The sequence below is a fragment of the Paraburkholderia bonniea genome (assembly GCF_009455625.1).
GTDB classification, from domain to species: Bacteria; Pseudomonadota; Gammaproteobacteria; order Burkholderiales; family Burkholderiaceae; genus Paraburkholderia; species Paraburkholderia bonniea.
In genome coordinates, this window is the sequence record NZ_QPEQ01000001.1 from 662706 (window position 1) to 679920 (window position 17215).

Genomic DNA, 17215 nt, shown 5'->3' on the forward strand with positions numbered 1-17215 from the left:
GTTGACATCTATGGGATCTGCGATGGGAAACGGGGGGCATCACACCGTATTGCTGCAAGAGGCGGTCGACGCGCTGGTTACGCGCAACGACGGCGTTTATGTGGACGGCACATTTGGGCGCGGTGGTCATAGCCAGGCGGTGCTAGATCGGCTTGGCGCTGGCGCAAGGCTAATTGCCTTCGATAAAGATCCGCTTGCGATTGCCACGGCGCAGCACATTACCGATTCGCGTTTTGAAATCGTGCACGAGAGTTTTGCGTTGCTGCACGAGGAGCTGGCAGGGCGTGGGGTGAAGCGTGTGTCGGGGGTGCTGCTGGACTTGGGCGTGTCGTCGCCGCAAATCGATGATCCGGAACGGGGCTTCAGTTTTCGCGCTGATGGCCCGCTTGATATGCGAATGGACCCGACGCGTGGTGAGTCTGCTGCCGACTGGCTGGCTCGGGCGACGGTGCAGGAATTGACGGAGGTGATAAGAAATTATGGGGAAGAACGGTTTGCTTTTCAGATTGCAAAGGCGCTTGTTGCTCGCCGGGCAGAGTCCGACCATCTTGGGCCTCTCGTCAGCACGGGGGAGCTTGCCCAACTCGTGGCTCGCGCGGTCAAGACACGCGAGAAAGGGAAGGATCCGGCAACCCGGACTTTTCAGGCTATACGGATTCACGTCAATCAAGAGCTTGCGGAGCTGCAAGTCGTTTTAGAGGCTGCATTGTCGATGCTGGAGCAAGGGGGGCGGCTGGTGGTTATCAGCTTTCATTCGCTGGAGGATCGGATCGTCAAGCGATTCATGCAGACGCATGCCAGTGCGCCTGTGGTGGATCGCCGCTTGCCGATTCGTGCGGCGGATCTGCCTGGCCCGGTGCTCAAGCTGGTCGCACGGGTGTTTGCGAATGACGCGGAAGTTGCTGCGAATCCACGCTCCCGTTCGGCTGTGATGCGGGTGGCGGAGCGTGTCGCACCATGAACCGCCTTAACGTATTCCTGCTGATTGTCTTGATGGGTTGCGCGCTATCCGTCGTCAACGGGACTAATCAGCAGCGTCAGATATTTATCCAGTTGCAACGTGCGCAGTCGCAAGAGCGTCAGTTGCAGCAGGATTATTCCCAGCTTCAGTATCAGCAAAGTGCGTTATCCAAAACATCGCGTATTGAGCAACTTGCCACGACCTCGCTGAAAATGCAGCCGGTAACCACTGGCCGTACGCAGTATTTGACACTTGAGCCGGGTGCGGCTCAGGCAGAAGACGCGTTGATTCCCTACGCTCCTCCGGCCCCGGCTGGGGTGAAAGGGCGGGGAGGCGCGCGATGAAAAAATCATCTAATGGTAAACGCGTCGCGTTTTCGTCCAATCCGATTCTCTCCGTCCGGCTGCCGATGTGGCGCTCGAAACTCGTCGTGTTCATGCTGTTCATGGCGTTTGTTGCATTGGCTGCGCGTGCATTCTGGATTCAGGGGCCGGGTAACGCGTTTTATCAAAAGCAGGGCGAAAGCCGTTATCAGCGCACGCTCGAGCTGCCCGCTACCCGCGGCAAAATTCTTGACCGCAATGGTTTGGTGCTGGCCACGAGTCTGCCTGTGCGGGCGATTTGGGCTATTCCAGAGGGTGTGCCTGATGACCTCGGCGCTGACAAGCTGGCCGAACTCGGCACGCTATTGGGCATGACGCAAAAAGAGTTGCGCGCACGTTTGTCGGAAGACAAAACATTCGTCTATATCAAGCGCCAAGTTCCACTGGATCTCGCTACCAAAGTTGCCGCACTGAATATCCCAGGGATTTATCAGCGGGCCGAATACAAGCGGTTTTATCCCGAGGGTGAAATCACGGCCCACTTGATTGGCTTTACCAGCGTCGAGGATGAAGGCCAGGAAGGAGTGGAGCTGGGCGACCAGAAACTGCTCGCTGGCACGTCTGGCAGCCGCCGCGTTATCAAAGACCGGATGGGCCGGATTATCGAGGACGTTGATGAGCAAACTGCTCCTCACAATGGGACCGATGTTGACCTGTCGATCGACAGCAAGATTCAGTACATCGCCTACACCAATCTGAAAGCCGCTGTGGAGAAATTCCATGCGAAGGCCGGGGCGGCAGTGGTGGTGGATGTGCATACGGGCGAGGTGCTGGCACTCGTCAACTATCCGACTTACAACCCGAATGATCGCTCGCACCTCACGGGTGAGCAGCTACGCAACCGCATTCTGACCGACGTGTTCGAGCCGGGCTCGATCATGAAGCCGTTTACGGTGTCTCTCGCACTCGATCTGCATCGCGTGTCACCTACGACGCTGGTGGATACCGGGTCAGGCAGATTTGTGCTCGATGGTGCGCAGATTACCGATGACAGTGGCTTTGGTGTGCTGACGGTCGGTGGTGTGATCCAGAAGTCGAGCAACATTGGTGCGACCAAGATTGCCATGCAGCTTCGGTCAGAAGAAATGTGGAACATGTACACGAGTCTTGGTTTGGGGCTAGCGCCGAAGGTGGGTTTTCCGGGCGCTGCGGCTGGCCGTTTGCGGCCATGGAAAAGCTGGCGCCGGATTGAACAGGCGACGATGTCGTATGGCTATGGCCTGTCCGCGTCGCTCTTTCAACTGGCACGCGCCTATACCGCGATTGCAAACGATGGTCAGGTAATGCCGGTGTCTATTTTCCGGAGCCCTGCTGGCCAGTCACCGGTTAGCACGCAGGTTTTTTCTCCGACAACGACTCGCCAGGTTCGCACGATGCTTGAAACAGTGACCGCTCCTGGCGGCACGTCACCTGATGCTGCGGTGCCGGGCTATCGCGTGGGAGGCAAAAGCGGGACCGCATATAAACACGGTAGCCACGGTTATGAAAAATCGAAATATCGCGCGTCATTTGTCGGCATGGGGCCGATGCCTGATCCACGCATTGTCGTAGCCGTTTCAGTTGACGAACCGACCACTGGCAGTCACTTCGGCGGACAGGTTTCGGGCCCGGTGTTTTCAGCCATTGTCGGCGACACGCTGAGGGCGCTGAATGTGCCACCTGACATGCCAGTCAAGCAGATGGTGGTATCCGGTGGCACGGCCTCTGGCACCGCTAGTGCAGCCCAGTCAGCTTCTCGCGGTGTGCAAAAACTCATCAGTAATAGCGCTGTGAAGAAACTCCGCGTTGCCAGCGACATGAAGAACTCAGCGGGAGTGATGCGATGACAGCGTTGCGCGCCGCGCCGATTGCCGTACCGCTCGCCTGGCTGCACACCCACGTGCAGCCAGGCGCTCATTTGCACGCCGATACGCGCGGGCTTGTGGCGGGCGATGTGTTTTGCGCTTATGCCGTGGATGGTGCCGATAATCGTCAGTTCATAGCGCGTGCCCTTGAGCAGGGTGCTGCCGCTGTGCTGGTTCAACCCGAGAGTTTCGCAGGCCAGATTGATTCAGCAAAGATGCTTGCCGTCCCTCATTTGAATGAGCTGGTGGGGGCGATTGCCAGCGCCTGGTATGGTCATCCGAGCGACGCGATGCAAGTGATCGGCGTTACCGGAACCAACGGCAAAACTTCATGCACGCAATGGATTGCAGCAGCCTTGAGCGCATTAAACCGGCCGTGCGCAATTATTGGAACGCTGGGTAGCGGCATGCCTGGTCAGTTGGAGCAAACGGGTTTTACGACGCCTGTCGCACCACAGCTGCAGCGTTGCCTCGCGCAATTGCAGCACGCGGGAGCACAGGCTGTAGCGATGGAAGTGTCATCGCATGCGCTGCATCAGGGGCGCGTCAATGGCACCGCATTTGATACCGCCGTCTTTACCAATCTGACTCAGGATCATCTCGACTATCACGGCACGTTCGCCGCCTATGAAGCGGCGAAGGCTCGCCTGTTTGCCTGGCCTGGCCTGCGCTGTGCGGTTATCAATCGTGATGATGCAGCTGGCCAGCGTCTGCTTGCTGCCATTTCCGGCAAGGTCCAGACGATTGCCTACGGCCTTGAGGAGCAGCAAGGCATTCGGGCCGATGCGTTACTACGGGCCTCGAACGTGCGCGCGACCACGACAGGATCGGCATTTCATCTGGCTTCCGACTGGGGGCAGGCTGAGGTTGAGGTAGCAACGCTCGGCCGTTTCAATGTCAGCAATCTGCTGGGCGTACTGGGTGTGTTGCTGGCAGCAGGGATTCCGTTTGAGGCGGCACTGGCCGAACTGACGAAGCTCGAACCAGTGAATGGTCGTATGCAACGACTCGGTGGGCGTTTGCCGAATGACGAGCCGCTGATCGTGATCGACTACGCCCACACGCCGGATGCACTGGAAAAAACTTTGACGGCACTGCGTCCTATCGCTGCCGCCCGTGGTGGCCGGCTGGTCTGCATGTTTGGTTGTGGCGGTGATCGTGATGCGGGCAAGCGGCCGCTGATGGGTGCGATTGCGGATCAACTGGCGGATAGCGTGATCGTGACCAGCGACAACCCGCGCACTGAGCCGCCGCAACGCATCATCGACGATATCGTGGCTGGCATGCGCAATCCGGCAACGACAACCCGCATCGAAGATCGCGCGAGTGCGATTCTTCAGGCCGTGCGTGGTGCTGCCCGTGAAGACGTTGTCGTGCTGGCAGGTAAGGGGCATGAAGCGACTCAGGAAATCATGGGCCGTAAGCGTGAATTCTCCGACCAGGATCATGCGCGTCTTGCGCTGGCAGCGCGGACTACCCAGACCCGTGGAGGTGGCGAATGACGCTGCTTTCATTGCATCAGGCCGCTGCGCTGATTCCCTCTGCCTCAGTTGATGGAGATGCGGCTACGACGTTCGCGCGTGTGTCGACTGATAGCCGTACGGTCGGGCCCGGTGATCTGTTTGTTGCGCTGAAGGGCGAACGCTTCGATGCGCATGATTTTTTGTCCGATGTTGTAGCGCGTCACGCGAGCGCGGTGATGGTGTGCTCAGATGCCGCTGCCACTACCGTTGCCATCCCCGCATTGAGGGTGCCGGATACGCGTCTCGCGCTTGGCGCGCTGGCGCGCGGCTGGCGTCGGCGTTTCACATTGCCGCTGGTGGCGGTAACGGGTAGCAACGGCAAGACCACGGTTAAAGAAATGATCGCGTCGATTTTCGCCGCGGCCGTCGGTGCGGATGCACGCCTTGCAACGCTAGGCAATTTCAACAATGAGATTGGCTTGCCGCTCACGCTGTTGCGCTTGACCTCCGCGCATCAATTAGCCGTAGTCGAACTCGGCATGAATCATCCGGGCGAAACCCAGGTGCTGTCGAAGCTGGCTGAACCAACCGTAGCGGTGGTGAATAACGCCCAGCGCGAGCATCAGGAATTCATGGCCACAGTTGAAGCCGTCGCGCTTGAACATGCCAGTGTGATTCACTCGCTTGGTCCAGATGGCGTGGCGGTATTTCCTGCTGACGATGCCTATGCGGGCATCTGGCGCGTTGCCGCAACCGGCAGCCAGATCATGGACTTTGCCCTGAATCACGCCGGGCGCACAGTGAGCGCCGCGCTCACCGGCACCTTCGCGCATCAACGCTTAACGATCGACACGCCGCAAGGCCAGATCGAAGTCCTGCTGCAAGTGCTTGGCGCACACAACGCTCGCAATGCATTGGCCGCTGCCGCTGCCGCGCTGGCGGCCAAGGTTTCGCTGGAGGCAATCAAGCGCGGTCTGGAAGCGTTTGGTGCAGTCAAAGGCCGATTGCAGGTGAAACAAGCGGTGCTCGGTAATTTGACGGGTGCCACGGTGATTGACGACACCTATAACGCCAATCCGGACTCGGTGCTGGCGGCGATTGACGTGCTGGCTGCACAGCCGGCACCGCGTGTGCTGGTGCTGGGTGATATGGGCGAGGTCGGTGATAACGGCCCAGCATTTCATCGTGAAATCGGCGCGTATGCACGAACGCGTGGCATTGATGCGTTGTATGCGCTGGGTCCAGCGTCGCTCGATGCTTGCCATGCCTATGGCCCAGAAGCTTGCCACGTGGCGGATGCCGTCACGCTGGTCGAGCGTTTGCAGCAGGCCGGATTTGGGCCGGCTGCGACGCTGCTGGTGAAGGGCTCGCGTTTTATGCAAATGGAGCGTGTCGTTGACGCGCTGACGCATTCTCAACCTCATGCACCGGGCCTCACGCCCGCTGCGCATTGATCGAAGGACAAAGCATGTTACTGGCGCTAGCGCAATGGCTGCAGAATGACGCTGGCTTCCTGCGCGTGTTCAGTTATCTGACCTTTCGCGCTTTGATGGCGACGATCACCGCTTTGCTGATCGGGCTGGTGTGTGGCCCCTGGGTGATTCGCAAGTTGGCCCAGATGAAGGTTGGTCAGGCGGTACGCGAGGATGGTCCGCAAACGCACTTGGTCAAATCTGGTACGCCGACGATGGGGGGCGTGCTGATTCTGATTGGTATCGCGGTAGCGACCTTGCTCTGGGCTGATCTGACTAATCGCTTTATCTGGATCGTGATGCTGGTTACGTTCGGCTTCGGCGTGATTGGCTGGGTTGATGATTACCGCAAGGTGGTGCATAAAGATCCGCGTGGCATGGCCTCGCGCGAGAAGTATTTCTGGCAGTCGGTGATCGGGCTTTTTGCGGCGGTTTATCTCGCGTTTAGCGTGTCTGGCGCGAGCAACGTCAATGTGTTCGATCTCTTCATGGCGTGGGTGCGCAGCGGCTTGTCGATGGGGCTGCCCGCCCGGGCCGACCTGTTATTGCCATTTCTGAAATCGATCAGTTATCCGCTGGGCGTGTGGGGTTTTATCGCGCTGACTTACTTCGTGATCGTTGGATCAAGCAATGCAGTGAATCTCACGGATGGGCTTGATGGCCTGGTCATCATGCCGGTCGTGCTGGTTGGAGCATCGCTCGGTCTGTTCGCGTATGTGATGGGTAGTTCGGTCTATTCAAAATATCTGCTGTTTCCACATATTCCTGGCGCGGGCGAGTTGCTGATTTTCTGTTCAGCGATGGGCGGTGCCGGGCTGGCGTTTCTCTGGTTCAACACGCATCCCGCTCAGGTTTTTATGGGCGACGTCGGCGCGCTGGCGCTTGGCGGCGCGCTTGGCACGATTGCCGTGATCGTGCGGCAAGAAGTCGTGCTGTTCATCATGGGTGGGATCTTTGTTGCTGAAACGCTCTCCGTGATGCTGCAGGTGGTCTGGTTCAAGTACACCAAACGGCGTTATGGCGAAGGGCGGCGCATCTTCAAGATGGCACCGCTGCATCACCATTTCGAATTGTCCGGGTGGAAAGAAACGCAGGTCGTGGTGCGCTTCTGGATCATCACGTTGATGCTGTGTCTGTTCGGTTTGTCCACGCTTAAGTTGCGGTAAAGGAAAGCAAGCGATGTTCGGCGAGAAGTTTCGGGATCGGCAAAAGCCGACGGTGCTCGTGCTGGGGCTCGGTGAATCGGGTCTGGCGATGGCGCGCTGGTGCGTGCGGCACGGCTGTCGGCTGCGCGTGGCTGATACGCGTGAAGTGCCGCCTGGACTGGCGGCGCTGCACGCGTCCGGGATCGACGCTGAGTTTGTTGGTGGCGCGTTCACGCTAGCACTGCTCGACGGGATTGATTTGATCGCGCTTAGCCCTGGGCTGTCGCCGCTGGCGGCTGATTTGTCGCCACTGATTGCGGCAGCGCATGAGCGCGGCATCACGCTTTGGGGCGAACTCGAATTTTTTGCCCAAGCGTTAGCCACACTGAAAGAAAGCGGCTATACGCCGAAAGTGATTGCGATCACCGGCACCAATGGCAAGACCACGACGACCAGTCTGACTGGGCAGCTTTGCGAGCGTGCGGGCAAGACGGTCGCGGTCGCAGGCAACATCAGCCCGGCTGCGCTCGATAAGCTAACCGAAGCGATCGACAACACAGCTTTGCCGGATATCTGGGTGCTGGAGCTATCGAGTTTTCAGTTGGACACGGCGCTGACTTTCGCGCCGGACGCGGCAACAGTGCTCAACATCACCCAGGATCATCTCGACTGGCACGGCGGGCTTGAGCCTTACGCCGCTGCCAAGGGGCGGATTTTCGGGCCGCAAACAATACGCGTTCTGAACCGGGACGATGCCCGTGTCATGCAACTGGCTCCGCCTGCGGGGGAGGGTGCGGCACCGGTGGTCACGTTCGGTGTGAACGAACCATTGCGCGCAGGCGACTACGGTTTGCTGCGCGAAAACGGTATGACCTGGCTCGTCGAAGCGCACGACCGCGATGCCAGCGATGGGCCGGCACCCACACGCCGGCGCAAGAATGAAGTCGTCCTGCCGCCGAATCTCGGCTTGAAGCGCCTGATGCCCGTAGAGGCGCTGCGTATTCGTGGGCTGCACAACGCGACGAATGCGTTGGCGGCGTATGCGCTGGCGCGTGCCGTTGGCCTGCCGGGTGCGCCATTGCTACACGGCTTGCGCGAGTATCGCGGCGAGCCGCATCGCGTCGAACTAATCGCCTCGATGATGGGCGTGGATTACGTGGACGACAGCAAAGGAACCAATGTTGGCGCGACTGTCGCCGCGCTGGACGGCCTGGCGCAACGAACCGTGCTGATCGCGGGTGGCGATGGCAAAGGCCAGGATTTCGCGCCATTGGCGCAACCCGTTACGCGCTGGTGTCACGCGGTCATGCTGATTGGCCGGGATGCGCCGCAGATTCGCGCGGCGCTGGCTGACACTCAGGTCACGCTCGAAGATCACCCGACACTTGAAGCTGCGACGCGTGCCGCCGCAGCGCATGCTCAGGCGGGGGACGCCGTGTTGCTGTCCCCGGCGTGCGCGAGTTTTGACATGTTCACGGGCTACACCCAGCGCGCAGCGGTGTTTCGCAGCACGGTCGAAGAACTGGCGGCTGAACAGGGGACGATGCTATGAACGGCTTTGAGCGTGCTGGTTCGCGCCTGGCTGGGCAACGTAGCCGTGGCCAGTCTGCTGGCGGAGTGGGTTCGTCAGGCGCTGGTAAGGGTGGCCTCGCGGATGCCGTGAATGGCGTCCGGCCGCTGCGTTCACGCATGCTTGATTACGATCATTCGCTGCTATGGGTCGTTATTGCGCTGCTGGGCCTGGGCGTGGTGATGGTGTATTCGGCGTCGATTGCGATGCCTGATTCGCCGAAATACGCGGCTTACCGTGATTACGCCTTTTTGTTGCGTCATCTGATTTCGGTCAGCGTGGCGGTTGTGGCCGCCGTAGTCGCGTTGCGCATTCCAGTTTCGACGTGGGACAAGTACGCGCCGAAGCTCTTTCTGATTACGCTGGTTGCACTGGTGGTCGTGCTGATTCCGCACTTGGGCAAAGGTGTGAATGGCGCGCGGCGCTGGATTCCACTGGGCATCACCAATATTCAGCCATCCGAAATCATGAAGCTCGCCGTGACGATTTACGCGGCCAATTACACCGTGCGCAAACAGGAATACATGCACAGCTTCGCCAAAGGCTTTTTGCCGATGGCGGTTGCTGTGGGCCTGGTTGGCGCGTTGCTGTTGCTTGAGCCCGATATGGGCGCTTTCATGGTGATCGCAGCGATTGCAATGGGCGTGCTGTTTCTGGGTGGCGTGAACGGCAAGCTGTTCGGCGGCCTGGTCGCCACGGCGGTGGGAACCTTCAGCCTGCTGGTGTGGGCTTCGCCATGGCGGCGTGAACGCATCTTTGCATACCTTGATCCGTGGGATGACCGTTACGCCCAGGGCAAGGCCTATCAGTTGACGCACTCACTGATCGCCTTTGGCCGTGGCGAATGGTTTGGTGTCGGGCTGGGTGGCAGCGTCGAGAAACTGAACTATCTGCCCGAGGCGCATACCGACTTCATCCTCGCGGTGATTGGCGAGGAGCTGGGCTTTGCTGGCGTGCTGGTGGTGATCCTGCTGTTCTACTGGATCGTGCGGCGTTCGTTCGAAATTGGCCGGCAGGCGCTCGCGCTTGATCGCACATTCGCGGGGCTGGTGGCCAAAGGCATTGGCATCTGGTTTGGAGCACAAACTTTTATCAACATGGGCGTGAACCTCGGTTTGCTGCCAACCAAAGGCTTGACGCTGCCTCTTGTCAGCTATGGCGGCTCCGGCATTTTGCTGAACTGCGTGGCGATGGCGGTGTTGATGCGGGTCGATTATGAAAACCGGGTGTTGATGCGCGGAGGCAAGGTATGAGCCGCCCAGAAGCATCCACTCGCACGCTGATGGTGATGGCGGGCGGCACTGGCGGCCATGTTTTTCCTGGGCTTGCCGTGGCGCAGCAGATGCAGGCATGGGGCTGGCGTGTGGTGTGGCTGGGTAATCCGGCTGGCATGGAAGTCACGCTCGTGGCGAAGTACGGGATTCCGATGGAAAACGTGCGTTTTGGCGGTTTGCGCGGCAAAGGTTTGAAGACCCGGCTGATGCTGCCATTCAATCTGGCGCGTGCCTGTGTGCAGAGTCTTGGTGTGTTGCGCCGGGTGAAGCCCGATGTGGTGCTGGGAATGGGTGGCTACATCACGTTTCCTGCTGGCCTGATGACGGTGATGAGCCGGCGTCCGCTGGTTTTGCATGAACAGAATTCGATTGCAGGGCTAACCAATCGCGTGCTGGCAAAAATTGCCACACGTGTGCTGGTTGCATTTCCAGACGCGCTGCCGAAGGGCGAGTGGACGGGCAATCCAGTTCGTGACGAATTAACTCGTGTGCTGCCACCGCAGGTTCGTTACAGCAAACGAACTGGACCGCTGAATGTGCTGGTGGTTGGCGGCAGTCTGGGTGCTGCTGCGCTGAATGAAGCCGTGCCAGGTGCGCTTGCCTTACTCGCGCCGCACGAGCGTCCACACGTGGTGCATCAGGCAGGCGTGAAGCATATCGACGCGTTGCAGGCGAACTATGCCGCTGCCGGAATGCAGCCAGGCGACACCTTGCAACTGGTGTCTTTCATTGATGACATGGCTGCCGCTTATGCACAGGCCGATCTGGTGATTTGCCGCTCCGGTGCGATGACAGTCGCGGAGATCGCCGCAGTGGGTGTCGCGGCATTGTTCGTGCCGTTTCCTCATGCGGTCGACGATCATCAAACAACTAACGCAGCATTTCTCGCAGACAACGACGCAGCGCTGCTGGTTCGCCAGCGGGACTTGTCAGTCCAGACGCTGGCTGACTGGCTGCGCGCCCAGACTCGGGCGAGCCTCGCCGTGATGGCAGAGCGCGCGCACGCGCTGGCCAAGCCCGATGCGACCGGGCAGGTCGCGCAGATATGCGCTGTCGTAGCGGGTGTGAGCCCAGAAGGAAAGTTATGAAGCACATCGTCAAACATATTCATTTTGTCGGCATTGGCGGTGCGGGGATGAGCGGCATCGCGGAAGTGCTGGTCAATCTTGGCTATCAGGTGAGTGGCTCAGATCTTGCCCGCAATGCCGTGACTGACAGGCTCGTGGCGCTTGGTGCACGTGTGGCGCTTGGCCACGACGCGCAGAACATCGACGGCGCAAATGCGGTGGTGGTTTCCACTGCGGTGCGCAGTGACAATCCCGAGGTGCTGGCCGCGCGTCTGCGCCGCATTCCTGTCGTGCCACGCGCGTTGATGCTGGCTGAACTGATGCGTCTGAAGCAGGGCATCGCAATTGCCGGGACACACGGCAAGACCACCACGACTTCGCTGGTAGCCAGTGTGCTGGCCGCAGGCGGGCTCGACCCGACATTCGTGATTGGCGGACGGCTGATTAGCGCCGGTGCCAATGCCCGGCTTGGCACGGGAGATTTCATCGTCGCGGAAGCAGACGAGTCCGACGCATCGTTTTTGAATCTGTTTCCGGTGATCGAAGTTATTACGAATATCGACGCCGATCACATGGATACATACGGTCATGATTTCGCCCGGCTCAAGCAAGCGTTTATCGAATTCACTCACCGTTTGCCGTTTTATGGCATCGCCGTGCTGTGCGTCGATGATCCGAATGTGAAAGAAATCCTGCCGTTCGTGTCGAAGCCGATCATTCGTTACGGCTTGACCCAGGACGCTCAAGTGCGCGCGGTCAATGTGGTTCCGCGTGACGGCAAGATGCATTTCACGGTGCTTCGGGAAGATGCGCCATCGCTCGATATCGTGCTGAACCTGCCGGGCACACACAACGTGCAGAACGCGCTGGCCGCGATTGCGATTGCGACGGAACTGGAAGTGCGGGATGCCGACATCCAGCGCGCGCTGGCGGATTTCAACGGTGTAGGCCGGCGCTTTCAGCGTTATGGCGAGGTGCCGCTGGCTAGTGGTGGCACGTACACGCTGGTTGATGACTACGGTCATCACCCGGTTGAAATGGCTGCGACCATCGAAGCGGCACGCGGTGCTTTTCCGGGGCGGCGGCTGGTGCTGACATTTCAGCCGCATCGCTATACCCGCACACGGGATTGCTTCGAAGATTTTGTGAAGGTGCTGTCGACCGTTGATGCGCTGGTGTTAACCGAGGTCTACGCCGCAGGTGAAGCCCCGATTGTTGCCGCCGATGGCCGCGCGCTGGCGCGGGCCGTGCGAGTGGCAGGCAAGGTTGAGCCGGTGTTTGTTGAAGCGATTGAGGAAGTGCCCGATGTGCTCGCCGCAGTGGTGCACGCAGGCGATGTGGTGATTACGATGGGCGCCGGATCAATCGGTGGGGTGCCGGGCCGGCTTGTACAAGAAACCAGGGAATGAAATGAACCGTATTGATCCACAGCAGTTCGGCAAGGTCGCAGTATTGCAGGGCGGCGTTTCGTCTGAGCGCGAAGTCTCGCTGGTTTCCGGCCGTCTGGTGTTGCAGGGATTGCGTGACGCGGGCATTGATGCGCATCCGTTCGATCCGGCTGAGCGCTCGCTGGCGGGGCTCAAGGAAGAAGGCTTTGTGCGTGCCTTCAATGCGTTGCATGGTGGCTATGGTGAGAACGGGCAGATCCAGGGGGCGCTCGATTTTTACGGCATTCGCTACACCGGCAGCGGTGTGCTGGGTTCGGCCCTCGGCCTGGACAAGTTCCGCACCAAACTTGTGTGGCAGCAACTTGGCGTGCCGACTCCGGCATTTGAAGCCGTGATGCGCGGTGATGACTATGCAGCTCGCGCGACGGCGATTGTGGCGAAGCTAGGTTTGCCGCTCTTTGTGAAACCCGCCAGCGAAGGGTCGAGCGTCGCCGTGCTGAAAGTAAAAACAGCCGATGCGTTACCGGCTGCACTTGAGCAAGCTGCGAAGTTCGACAGCATCGTGGTGGTGGAGCAGAGCATCGAAGGCGGTGGCGAATACACCGCGTGCATAGCGGGCGAACTGGATTTGCCACTGATCCGCATCATTCCGGCAGGCGAGTTTTACGACTATCACGCGAAGTATGTCGCTGACGATACGCAGTATCTGATCCCGTGCGGCATCAGTGCGGCGCAGGAGGCCGAGCTGAAGCGCCTCGCGCGGCGTGCTTTCGATACCTTGGGCTGCACCGACTGGGGCCGGGCGGACTTCATGCTGGATGCCGCGGGCAAACCGTATTTCCTTGAAGTGAACACAGGGCCTGGCATGACAGACCACTCGCTACCGCCGAAGGCGGCGCGCTCGGTTGGCATCAGTTATCAGGAACTGGTTGTGCATGTTTTGTCACTTACGCTTAAAGACTGACCCACCATCATGTGGAATAACGTTCGCCAGATGAATTTCGCCGCTAGCGTGCTGCATGCGCTGCTGCTGCTGTTATTGCTGGCAGCGGGTGGCTACTGGCTGATTCATCGTCCGGGTTTCGCGCTGGGCGAAATCCGGATTGATGGCGATACCGAGCATATGAGCGTGCCGATCGTGCGCGCCGGCTTGAACCAGCGCTTGGGCGGTAATTTTTTTACGGTTGATCTGGACGTGGCTCGCCAGGCTTTCGAGCAAATGCCATGGGTGCGTCATGCGAGTGTGCGGCGTGTCTGGCCAAATGTGCTGGCGGTCACGCTCGACGAATACAAGCCACTCGGAACCTGGGGCAGCGATCAACTGGTGAGCGTCGACGGCGAATTATTTACCGCGAACCAGGGTGAGCTCGAAGGCAAGTTACCAGCCTTCGACGGACCATTGGGTTCTGCTAAAGAAGTTGTTGAGCGTTATCACGATTTCAGGAAATGGTTTGCGCCGTTGGGGGCGACGCCCGAAGAAGTGACGTTGTCACCGCGCTATGCCTGGACGGTGAAGCTTTCGAATGGAACCCAGGTTGAGTTTGGGCGCGAGCGCAATGCGCAAACGCTGCTGGATCGTAGTCAGCGTCTGACGTCCGCGTGGTCAGCGGTCACGCAGCGCTGGGGCAAGGACATCGAGTATGCGGACTTGCGCTATCCGAACGGTTTCGCCATACATGCTGCGGGCATGCGTGTTATCAGCGAAGCCGACAAAGGCAAGAAATAACAGAACATCACAAGCAATGAGCACCTTATGAGTAAAGACTATAAAGATCTGCTGGTCGCCCTCGACATCGGGACGTCGAAGGTAGTGGCTATCGTTGCCGAGCTTAAGGGCGAGGGCTACTACGAGGTAATTGGGCTGGGCCAAAGCGAATCGAAAGGGCTCAAAAAAGGCGTGGTGGTCAATATTGAAGCGACCGTTCAGTCAATTCAGCGCGCGCTTGAAGAGGCCGAACTGATGGCTGACTGCAAGATCACTAATGTCTTCACCGGGATCGCTGGCAGCCATATCCGCAGCTTTAATTCGAGCGGCATGGTGGCGATCAAGGAAAAAGAGGTCACGCAAACCGATGTAGCGCGTGTGATCGAAACGGCGAAAGCGATCAACATTCCGACGGATCAGCAAGTGCTGCACATCCTGACGCAGGAATTCATCATCGATGGCCAGGAAGATGTGCGCGAGCCGATCGGCATGAGCGGCATCCGTCTTGAAGTGAAGGTGCATATCGTGACTGGCGCGGTGAGCGCGGCACAAAACATCGTCAAGTGCGTGCGCCGCTGTGGGCTGGAAGTGAATGACCTGATCTTGCAGCCGCTGGCTTCATCGCTGGCGACACTGACCGAAGACGAAAGAGAACTGGGCGTGGTGCTGGTCGATATCGGCGGCGGCACGACTGACATAGCCATTTTCAGCGAAGGCGCGATCCGGCATACGGCCGTGATTCCGATTGCTGGCGACCAGATCACCAGCGATATCGCCATGGCACTTCGTACGCCGACGCCCGATGCGGAAGATATCAAGGTTGATTACGGCATCGCCAAGCAGGCGCTGGCTGATCCCGATGAAATGATCGAAGTGCCCGGCTTGGGTGAGCGCGGACCGCGCACGCTGTCGCGCCAGGCGTTGGCGGCGGTGATTGAGCCACGCGTCGAAGAGTTGTTTTCGTTAGTGCAGCAAGTGGTGCGGGAATCGGGTTATGAAGAACTCCTGAGCTCTGGCATCGTGCTGACCGGTGGCGCGGCAATGATGCCCGGCATGGTTGAGCTGGGAGAAGACATTTTCCTCAAGCCGGTGCGCATTGGCGCGCCAGAGTATTCCGGCGGGCTGGCGGACGTCGTGCGCAATCCACGTTATTCGACGGCCATGGGCTTGCTGGTTGAAGGTCAGGCGCAACGGATGCGCGGACGCAAGGTTGCCGTGCAGTCCGGCTCAATGGGACAGGTTTTGACGCGGATGAAAGACTGGTTTTTGGGCAATTTTTAACGCAGGTTTGAGTAGCACGCGTTAGTGCAGGTGACTAACGCGCGTTGGGAGAGTGCCCGCTCTCCTGGCGGATAAGGGCCGCATGGCGGCATTTTTTTTCTTGACGGAGGCAACATGGAATTCCAGATGCTGGAAACCGAAACCAACGGCACCATTATCAAGGTGGTTGGTGTAGGTGGCGCTGGCGGCAATGCCGTTCAGCACATGATTAACCGCGGCGTTCAAGGCGTCGATTTCATCGTGATGAACACGGATGCTCAGGCGTTGTCGCGTTCGCGCGCAGCGGCTGTGATCCAGCTGGGCAACACGGGCTTAGGCGCTGGCGCCAAACCAGAAATGGGGCGAGCGGCAGCAGAAGAAGCGCGTGAGCGCATTGGTGACGCATTGCGCGGCGCGCATATGGTGTTCATTACTGCGGGCATGGGTGGTGGCACCGGCACGGGTGCCGCTCCGGTGGTGGCGCAGATCGCCAAAGAGATGGGCATCCTGACCGTAGGCGTGGTGAGCAAGCCGTTCGAATTCGAAGGCGGCAAGCGCATGCGTGTGGCAGAAAGCGGTTCGCAGCAACTGGAGGATCACGTCGACTCGCTGATCGTCGTTCTTAACGACAAGCTGTTCGAGGTGATGGGCGATGACGCCGAGATGGACAAGTGCTTCCAGTGCGCGGATGACGTTCTGAACAACGCAGTTGCCGGTATCGCTGAAATTATCAATGTCGATGGTCTGGTGAACGTCGACTTTGAGGACGTGAAGACGGTGATGGGCGAGCAGGGCAAGGCGATGATGGGCACGGCGACAGTGGCGGGCGTAGACCGCGCGCGTCTGGCAGCCGAGCAGGCCGTGGCTAGCCCACTGCTGGAAGGCGTGGATCTGTCGGGTGCGCGTGGCGTGCTGGTGAACATCACATCGAGCCGTTCACTGCGCTTGTCGGAAACGCGCGAAGTGATGAACACGATCAAGAGCTATGCCGCTGAAGACGCTACGGTGATTTTCGGTGCGGTGTACGACGACGCGATGGGCGACGCGTTGCGCGTGACCGTGGTGGCGACAGGCCTTGGCCGTGCGATGAAGAAGCAGCAATCGACGCCGATGACGCTGTTGCGCACCGGCACTGATAACCAGCCGGTTAGCGCGATGCATCATGGTTACGCATCGCAATCAGTGGGTGCAGGGTCGGATTACGGTTCACTCGATACGCCTGCTGTCTGGCGCACCTCGCGTGACACCGCTGCATCGCATGTGCAGGCGTTGCAGGAAAAGGGCGTCGATACTTACGACATCCCGGCATTCCTGCGCAAGCAGGCGGACTGACTGACGCATTCGTCGGTTGAATAGGGCGATGTGGTCTGGTGCATGGGTATGCGGCGGGACGCATGATGGGTCGCGTGGGATGAGCGCTGGTGCGGCGCTGGTCTCACGTGACGATGCTCGATGTCAGCGAAGTCAAGACGCCAGCATTGATGCGTCCGGTCAGCCTGAACTGAGTGGTGAAGCCAGTTTTTGCCGGATTGGGCTGGCCGCAGCGGTGTCTTCATGCTCCGTGCAATCCTGATGTTGTGTCAGGACAACGAAGCCGTGCTGTCGATGTAACAGACCGTGACACGGGCTGATGAGCGGAAATGCCTCCATTCCGCGCATCAGCCCGTCACTTCTGATACCTGG

Annotated in this window: 14 protein-coding genes; all 14 read left to right on the plus strand. The window is 59.3% G+C overall.

The features are described from left to right. The first annotated feature begins 22 nt into the window (after positions 1-22). The 14 genes from rsmH (at position 23) to ftsZ (ending at position 16864) form a co-directional block, all read left to right on the plus strand. A complete protein-coding gene (gene rsmH, locus GH656_RS02940; protein ID WP_153074505.1) occupies positions 23-961 on the plus strand; it encodes a 16S rRNA (cytosine(1402)-N(4))-methyltransferase RsmH in 939 nt (312 codons plus the stop codon). Next, positions 958-1305, plus strand: a complete 348-nt coding sequence (gene ftsL / locus GH656_RS02945; RefSeq protein ID WP_153074506.1) for a cell division protein FtsL — start codon at positions 958-960, stop codon at positions 1303-1305. Before rsmH ends, ftsL begins: the two co-directional genes overlap by 4 nt. Beyond that, the gene (locus GH656_RS02950) at positions 1302-3170 is read left to right on the plus strand and encodes a peptidoglycan D,D-transpeptidase FtsI family protein (protein ID WP_153074507.1); all 1869 of its coding nucleotides are present in this window, start codon (positions 1302-1304) and stop codon (positions 3168-3170) included. Before ftsL ends, GH656_RS02950 begins: the two co-directional genes overlap by 4 nt. Then, positions 3167-4690 (plus strand): UDP-N-acetylmuramoyl-L-alanyl-D-glutamate--2,6-diaminopimelate ligase, encoded by a 1524-nt coding sequence (locus GH656_RS02955; RefSeq protein ID WP_153074508.1) that lies wholly within the window; start codon positions 3167-3169, stop codon positions 4688-4690. Before GH656_RS02950 ends, GH656_RS02955 begins: the two co-directional genes overlap by 4 nt. Beyond that, entirely contained in the window at positions 4687-6105 is a 1419-nt protein-coding gene (locus tag GH656_RS02960; RefSeq protein ID WP_153074509.1) for a UDP-N-acetylmuramoyl-tripeptide--D-alanyl-D-alanine ligase, read from the plus strand. Before GH656_RS02955 ends, GH656_RS02960 begins: the two co-directional genes overlap by 4 nt. 14 nt (positions 6106-6119) lie before the next feature. Then, the gene (gene mraY / locus GH656_RS02965; protein ID WP_153074510.1) at positions 6120-7289 is read left to right on the plus strand and encodes a phospho-N-acetylmuramoyl-pentapeptide-transferase; all 1170 of its coding nucleotides are present in this window, start codon (positions 6120-6122) and stop codon (positions 7287-7289) included. A gap of 13 nt (positions 7290-7302) precedes the next feature. Continuing rightward, a complete protein-coding gene (gene murD / locus GH656_RS02970; protein ID WP_153074511.1) occupies positions 7303-8820 on the plus strand; it encodes a UDP-N-acetylmuramoyl-L-alanine--D-glutamate ligase in 1518 nt (505 codons plus the stop codon). Then, positions 8817-10091: a putative lipid II flippase FtsW gene (ftsW, locus tag GH656_RS02975; RefSeq protein WP_153074512.1), complete on the plus strand. Its 1275-nt coding sequence runs from the start codon at positions 8817-8819 to the stop codon at positions 10089-10091. The genes murD and ftsW overlap by 4 nt, the downstream gene beginning before the upstream one ends. After that, a complete protein-coding gene (gene murG / locus GH656_RS02980; RefSeq protein WP_153074513.1) occupies positions 10088-11200 on the plus strand; it encodes an undecaprenyldiphospho-muramoylpentapeptide beta-N-acetylglucosaminyltransferase in 1113 nt (370 codons plus the stop codon). The genes ftsW and murG overlap by 4 nt, the downstream gene beginning before the upstream one ends. Further along, positions 11197-12588: a UDP-N-acetylmuramate--L-alanine ligase gene (murC, locus tag GH656_RS02985; protein WP_153074514.1), complete on the plus strand. Its 1392-nt coding sequence runs from the start codon at positions 11197-11199 to the stop codon at positions 12586-12588. The genes murG and murC overlap by 4 nt, the downstream gene beginning before the upstream one ends. 1 nt (position 12589) lies before the next feature. Then, on the plus strand, positions 12590-13531 hold the full coding sequence (locus GH656_RS02990) for a D-alanine--D-alanine ligase (protein ID WP_153074515.1): 942 nt from the start codon (positions 12590-12592) through the stop codon (positions 13529-13531). A 9-nt stretch (positions 13532-13540) separates the two neighbouring features. Then, positions 13541-14293, plus strand: a complete 753-nt coding sequence (locus GH656_RS02995; protein WP_153074516.1) for a cell division protein FtsQ/DivIB — start codon at positions 13541-13543, stop codon at positions 14291-14293. A gap of 27 nt (positions 14294-14320) precedes the next feature. Further along, complete coding sequence (gene ftsA / locus GH656_RS03000; protein ID WP_153074517.1) at positions 14321-15553, plus strand: cell division protein FtsA; 1233 nt, start codon at positions 14321-14323, stop codon at positions 15551-15553. Between the two features lie 114 nt (positions 15554-15667). Next, positions 15668-16864: a cell division protein FtsZ gene (gene ftsZ, locus GH656_RS03005; protein ID WP_153074518.1), complete on the plus strand. Its 1197-nt coding sequence runs from the start codon at positions 15668-15670 to the stop codon at positions 16862-16864. Positions 16865-17215 lie beyond the last annotated feature (351 nt).

Bases quoted from the DNA above. Each gene is read 5' to 3' on its own strand.
- GH656_RS02995 (WP_153074516.1), top strand. From the start codon at position 13,541: ATGTGGAATAACGTTCGCCAGATGAATTTCGCCGCTAGCGTGCTGCAT.
- GH656_RS02955 (WP_153074508.1), top strand. From the start codon at position 3,167: ATGACAGCGTTGCGCGCCGCGCCGATTGCCGTACCGCTCGCCTGGCTG.
- mraY (WP_153074510.1), top strand. From the start codon at position 6,120: ATGTTACTGGCGCTAGCGCAATGGCTGCAGAATGACGCTGGCTTCCTG.
- murG (WP_153074513.1), top strand. From the start codon at position 10,088: ATGAGCCGCCCAGAAGCATCCACTCGCACGCTGATGGTGATGGCGGGC.
- ftsZ (WP_153074518.1), top strand. From the start codon at position 15,668: ATGGAATTCCAGATGCTGGAAACCGAAACCAACGGCACCATTATCAAG.
- ftsA (WP_153074517.1), top strand. From the start codon at position 14,321: ATGAGTAAAGACTATAAAGATCTGCTGGTCGCCCTCGACATCGGGACG.
- ftsW (WP_153074512.1), top strand. From the start codon at position 8,817: ATGAACGGCTTTGAGCGTGCTGGTTCGCGCCTGGCTGGGCAACGTAGC.
- GH656_RS02960 (WP_153074509.1), top strand. From the start codon at position 4,687: ATGACGCTGCTTTCATTGCATCAGGCCGCTGCGCTGATTCCCTCTGCC.
- ftsL (WP_153074506.1), top strand. From the start codon at position 958: ATGAACCGCCTTAACGTATTCCTGCTGATTGTCTTGATGGGTTGCGCG.
- murD (WP_153074511.1), top strand. From the start codon at position 7,303: ATGTTCGGCGAGAAGTTTCGGGATCGGCAAAAGCCGACGGTGCTCGTG.
- murC (WP_153074514.1), top strand. From the start codon at position 11,197: ATGAAGCACATCGTCAAACATATTCATTTTGTCGGCATTGGCGGTGCG.
- rsmH (WP_153074505.1), top strand. From the start codon at position 23: ATGGGAAACGGGGGGCATCACACCGTATTGCTGCAAGAGGCGGTCGAC.
- GH656_RS02950 (WP_153074507.1), top strand. From the start codon at position 1,302: ATGAAAAAATCATCTAATGGTAAACGCGTCGCGTTTTCGTCCAATCCG.
- GH656_RS02990 (WP_153074515.1), top strand. From the start codon at position 12,590: ATGAACCGTATTGATCCACAGCAGTTCGGCAAGGTCGCAGTATTGCAG.